The organism is Luteibacter sp., assembly GCF_051958795.1.
Lineage (GTDB): Bacteria > Pseudomonadota > Gammaproteobacteria > Xanthomonadales > Rhodanobacteraceae > Luteibacter.
In genome coordinates this window covers 1-4,229 of sequence record NZ_JBQCFT010000284.1, presented here as the reverse complement: position 1 = coordinate 4,229, position 4,229 = coordinate 1, and the positions used below count along the sequence as shown (strand labels likewise).

At 67.2% G+C, this 4,229-nt stretch carries 6 protein-coding genes; 3 read left to right on the top strand and 3 right to left on the bottom strand.

Features of this window, described 5'->3' with window-relative positions:
- Window positions 1-708 (top strand): murein hydrolase activator EnvC family protein (locus ACTHLF_RS14835; RefSeq protein WP_440328141.1); only part of this gene is annotated, 708 nt, incomplete at its 5' end.
- A gap of 118 nt (window positions 709-826) precedes the next feature.
- Here the strand turns inward: ACTHLF_RS14835 and panE are convergent.
- From panE to ACTHLF_RS14820, 3 genes are read right to left on the bottom strand one after another with little or no spacing between them, the layout of a single operon-like run.
- Window positions 827-1,762 carry a 2-dehydropantoate 2-reductase gene (gene panE / locus ACTHLF_RS14830; protein ID WP_440328139.1) on the bottom strand — a complete coding sequence of 312 codons (936 nt, stop codon included), beginning with the start codon at window positions 1,760-1,762 and terminating at the stop codon, window positions 827-829.
- 6 nt (window positions 1,763-1,768) lie between these two features.
- Entirely contained in the window at window positions 1,769-2,149 is a 381-nt protein-coding gene (locus ACTHLF_RS14825) for an Mth938-like domain-containing protein (protein ID WP_440328138.1), read from the bottom strand.
- 6 nt (window positions 2,150-2,155) lie between these two features.
- The gene (locus ACTHLF_RS14820) at window positions 2,156-2,452 is read right to left on the bottom strand and encodes a YhbY family RNA-binding protein (protein ID WP_440328137.1); all 297 of its coding nucleotides are present in this window, start codon (window positions 2,450-2,452) and stop codon (window positions 2,156-2,158) included.
- 88 nt (window positions 2,453-2,540) lie between these two features.
- Here ACTHLF_RS14820 and rlmE point away from each other — a divergent pair, with 88 nt between their 5' ends.
- Window positions 2,541-3,191 carry a 23S rRNA (uridine(2552)-2'-O)-methyltransferase RlmE gene (rlmE, locus tag ACTHLF_RS14815; RefSeq protein WP_440328136.1) on the top strand — a complete coding sequence of 217 codons (651 nt, stop codon included), beginning with the start codon at window positions 2,541-2,543 and terminating at the stop codon, window positions 3,189-3,191.
- On the top strand, window positions 3,188-4,229 hold a 1,042-nt coding region (locus tag ACTHLF_RS14810; protein ID WP_440328135.1), incomplete at its 3' end, for an ATP-dependent metallopeptidase FtsH/Yme1/Tma family protein. The genes rlmE and ACTHLF_RS14810, both read left to right, overlap by 4 nt.

Below are 4,229 nucleotides of genomic sequence, written 5' to 3'. Positions count from 1 at the left end.
CCGGACCCGGGCCCGCCGGCCGCCGGCGCGCCGCCGCCCTCGCATGCGGCGCCCGTGGTCGCTGCCGTTCCGCCGGCCGCACACCCCGCGTCGCCGCCGCCCGCATCGCAACCGGTACCCGCGCCCCAGGGTGGGTTCCAGGGCGTGACGGAGGCCGAAGCGGCACCGGCCCCCGCGACCACTACCAACACGCCCGTGGTCGTGGCGGGTAAGCCAGCCGAATCCGTCGTCCCGCCACCGGCGTCACCCAGCGCGCCGCCTGCCGCCGTGCCGCCGCCCGTGGAGAATCCGCCCGCGTCGACGCCGATCATTGCCAGTGGCGCGACCCGCAGCGCTGGCGGTATCACCTGGCGCTGGCCGGCCGATGGCACGCTGATCAAGCGCTTCGCTTCGGGCGATGCGATCCCGGGTATCGAGATTGGTGGCAAGTCAGGTGATCCGGTCCGCGCCGCCGCCGACGGTGTTGTCGTGTACAGCGGCAATGGTTTGGTGGGCTATGGCGAGCTGGTCATCATCAAGCACAGCGACAGCTTCCTTTCCGCCTACGGGCATAACCGGAAGCGCCTGGTGAAGGAAGGCGAGAAGGTGAAGGCCGGCCAGACCGTGGCGGAGATGGGTTCGTCGGGCGCGACGCGAGATGAACTGCAGTTCCAGATCCGCCGCGATGGCAACCCGGTCGACCCGCTGCAGTTTCTGCCGCCGAAGTAACCCGCCATCGTAGGAGCCCACCCTGGGGGCGACGCCGTTCGCCGAAGAGTCGCAGGGCTTGTAGCGTCGTCGCGAAAGATGTCGCCCACAGGGTGGGCTCCTACGCGAAAGCGTCGCGTTACCTTGCGCGTGCCTTGCGGGCCTCGAACGCCTGCAGGTGTGTCCATGCGGTTTCGAGCATCGGTGCCTTGACGCCCTGGGCGTGAGCGCGGCGCAACATGTCGCCGACGATATGGTCCGCCTCGATCTTCTGGCCACCTTCCAGGTCGCGCAGCATCGACGCGGTGAGCGGCGAGCCCTCCTGGGTTAGGACCTTCCATGCCATGGACCTTGCCTGGTCGGGCACGGGCTGGCCGGATGCGCGCGCCACGGCCAGGCATTCGTCATAGAGCTGCTCGACCAGCCGGCGGCCGTCGTCCGTACCGACGATATCGCCGATGCTTGCGCGGAAGAGGCAGGTGCTACCGGCGAGCGACGTAAGGAAGGTGAACTTCGCCCACAGGTCGCGGGTGATGTCCGCCGAGTGCACGTGGTCGACCTTGGCCGTCGCGAATGCGGCCGCGAGCGCATCGCAGCGGCCTCCATGGGCTTCGCCATCCCGCTCGCCGAATGTCACCGAGGCGCCGCTGCCGAAATGGATGACTTCGCCATCCGGCCCCTTGGCTGCGCTGATCACGCACATGCCGCCGATCACTTTCCCTGCGCCAAAGCGGGCATCGAGGGTGGCGTAGTGGGCGAGTCCGTTGAGGATCGGCAGGACCGCCGTGTGCTCGCCGACTGCCGCATCGATATCTTCGATCGCCGAGTGCAGGTCGTAGGCCTTGCAGGACAACAGGACGATATCGAATGGGCCGGCGTCCGCCACGTCCGCAGCGGTGGCGTGCTTCACCTTCGGCGTGGCATCGCCGAACGGGCTGCGGATAACCAGGCCCTTCCGCTCGAGGACGGCGGCGCGTGGCGGGCGAACCAGGAAGGTGACGTCCGCCCCGGCCTGCGCGAGGCGACCGCCGAAGTAACCGCCGGTCCCGCCGGCGCCGAGGACCAGGATGCGCATGGGCGTTTAGCCTTGCTTGGGCAGGATGAAAGCGACCAGCACCCGGCGGCCTTCGCCGGAGAGCAGGCTGTAGGTCCGGGCGGCCGATCCGCTGGTCATGGCTTCGACGCCGATACCGCGCCGGAGGAAGCCGGCCATGACCTCGGCCGGCGGGAAGACCTGACGCTCACCCGTGCCAATGACGACGATCTCCGGCTTCAGGGCGGCGATGGTCTCCACGTCGGCGAGACTCATGGCCTTCGCGTCGGTCACTGGCCAGTCCTCGACCACTTGTTCGGGCGTAAGGAGGAGGCTGGCGTGGAAATCGCGGTCCACCACCGTGATGGTGTCCGCGCTGACCCGGCGTACGAAAAGGTACTCGCCGGGGCGATCTAGCGTGAGATCCATGGAGGCTTACCGGGGCAGGGCGAGCTTCGGATCCTGTTCGTTGCGGCGGAACAGGACCACGACATGGCCGATTTCCTGGACGGTTTCGGCCTTGGTCTCGCCGGTGAGGAAGGCGATCTGGGCCTGGCGCTCGTCCTTGTCGCCGCCCGACAGCTTCACCTTCACCAGCTCGTGCTGGTCGAGGGCGTTGCCCAGTTCCTTGGCCACCGCCTCGGTGGCGCCCTTGGCGCCGAGCAGGATCACGGGGGAAAGGTCGTGCGCCAGGCTGCGGAGGTAGCGGCGCTGCGTAGGGGAGAGCGACATTGCGTTCAGGTTCGATTCGCGGGGGAGAGGGGGCAAAGGGTATCATGCGTGCCCCCTTCTCTTCTTTATCTGGCGGATTCCCCGGCCGATGGCACGCAGTAAAAGCAGCTCCCGCTGGCTCAAGGAGCACTTCGACGACCCCTACGTCAAACGGGCCCAGGCAGAGGGCATGCGTTCGCGCGCCGTTTTCAAGCTGGAGGAAGTGCTTGAGAAGGATCGCCTGATCAAGCCGGGGATGACCATCGTCGACCTGGGCGCCGCCCCGGGCGGATGGTCGCAGCTGGCGCGCCAGCGCCTCGGCGAATCCGGCAAGGTCATCGCCCTCGACATCCTGCCGATGGTGGGGCTCACCGGCGTCGACTTCATGCAGGGCGATTTCCGTGAAGAAAGCGTCCTCCGCGAGCTCGAGGGCATGCTGGAAGGGAAGAAGGTCGATCTTGTCCTCTCGGACATGGCCCCCAATATGTCCGGTGTGGCCCTCGCGGACCAGATCCGAGCCATGGATCTTTGCGACCTCGCCCGGCAGTTCGCCCTCGACTGGCTGACGCCCGGCGGGTCGTTCCTGGTGAAGTTGTTCCAGGGGGCCGGTTTCGACGAGTATCTAAAGAACTTGCGCGCTGACTTCAGTCGCGTGACGATGCGTAAACCGAAGGCCTCCCGCGCGCGTTCGCGAGAGGTCTATGCGCTGGCGACCGGCCTCAAGTCCGCGTCCCGGCAACCTGGCGAGAACCGCGCATGAATGAGATGGCTAAAAACCTGTTGCTCTGGCTGATCATCGCGGTGGTCCTCCTAACCGTATTCCAGACCTTCAACCCGCACGGCGGCTCGTCGCAGGACATGTCCTACACGGCGTTCGCCCAGCAGGTCGATAACGGCAACGTTGCCAGCGGCACGATCACCTCGTCCGCCCCGCCGACCATTACCGGCAAGCTCAAGGACGGCGGCAGCTACCGCACCGTCGTGCCGGTGGTCGGCCTGTCGACCAGCGACCTGGTCAAGCAGATGCGCGACAAGGGCGTCGAGCTTCGCCAGGAGCCCGCCGATAACGGCTTCTCCCTGATCGGCCTCCTGTTCAACTGGTTGCCCATCATCATCTTCGTGGCCGTGCTCATCTGGTTCATGCGCCAGATGCAGGCCGGCTCCGGTGGCCGCGGCGCCATGAGCTTCGGCCGCTCGCGGGCCAAGCTGCAGGGCGAGGACCAGGTCAAGGTGAACTTCACCGACGTGGCCGGTTGCGACGAGGCCAAGGAAGAAGTCGGCGAGCTGGTCGAATTCCTCCGCGACCCGGGCAAGTTCCAGAAGCTGGGCGGCAAGATCCCGCGCGGCGTGCTCATGGTCGGCCCCCCGGGTACCGGCAAGACCCTGCTCGCCAAGGCGATCGCCGGCGAGGCCAAGGTGCCGTTCTTCTCGATCTCCGGTTCGGACTTCGTCGAAATGTTCGTCGGCGTGGGCGCCAGCCGCGTCCGTGACATGTTCGAGCAGGCGAAGAAGCACGCGCCGTGCATCATCTTCATCGACGAGATCGACGCGGTCGGCCGCCATCGTGGCGCCGGCATGGGCGGCGGTCACGACGAGCGCGAGCAGACCCTCAACCAGTTGCTGGTCGAGATGGACGGTTTCGAAGGCACCGAGGGCATCATCGTCATCGCGGCCACCAACCGTCCGGACGTGCTGGATCCGGCGCTGCTGCGCCCGGGTCGCTTCGACCGCCGGGTCACGGTCAGCCCGCCTGACCTCACCGGACGACGCCAGATCCTTGCCGTGCACACCCGCAGCG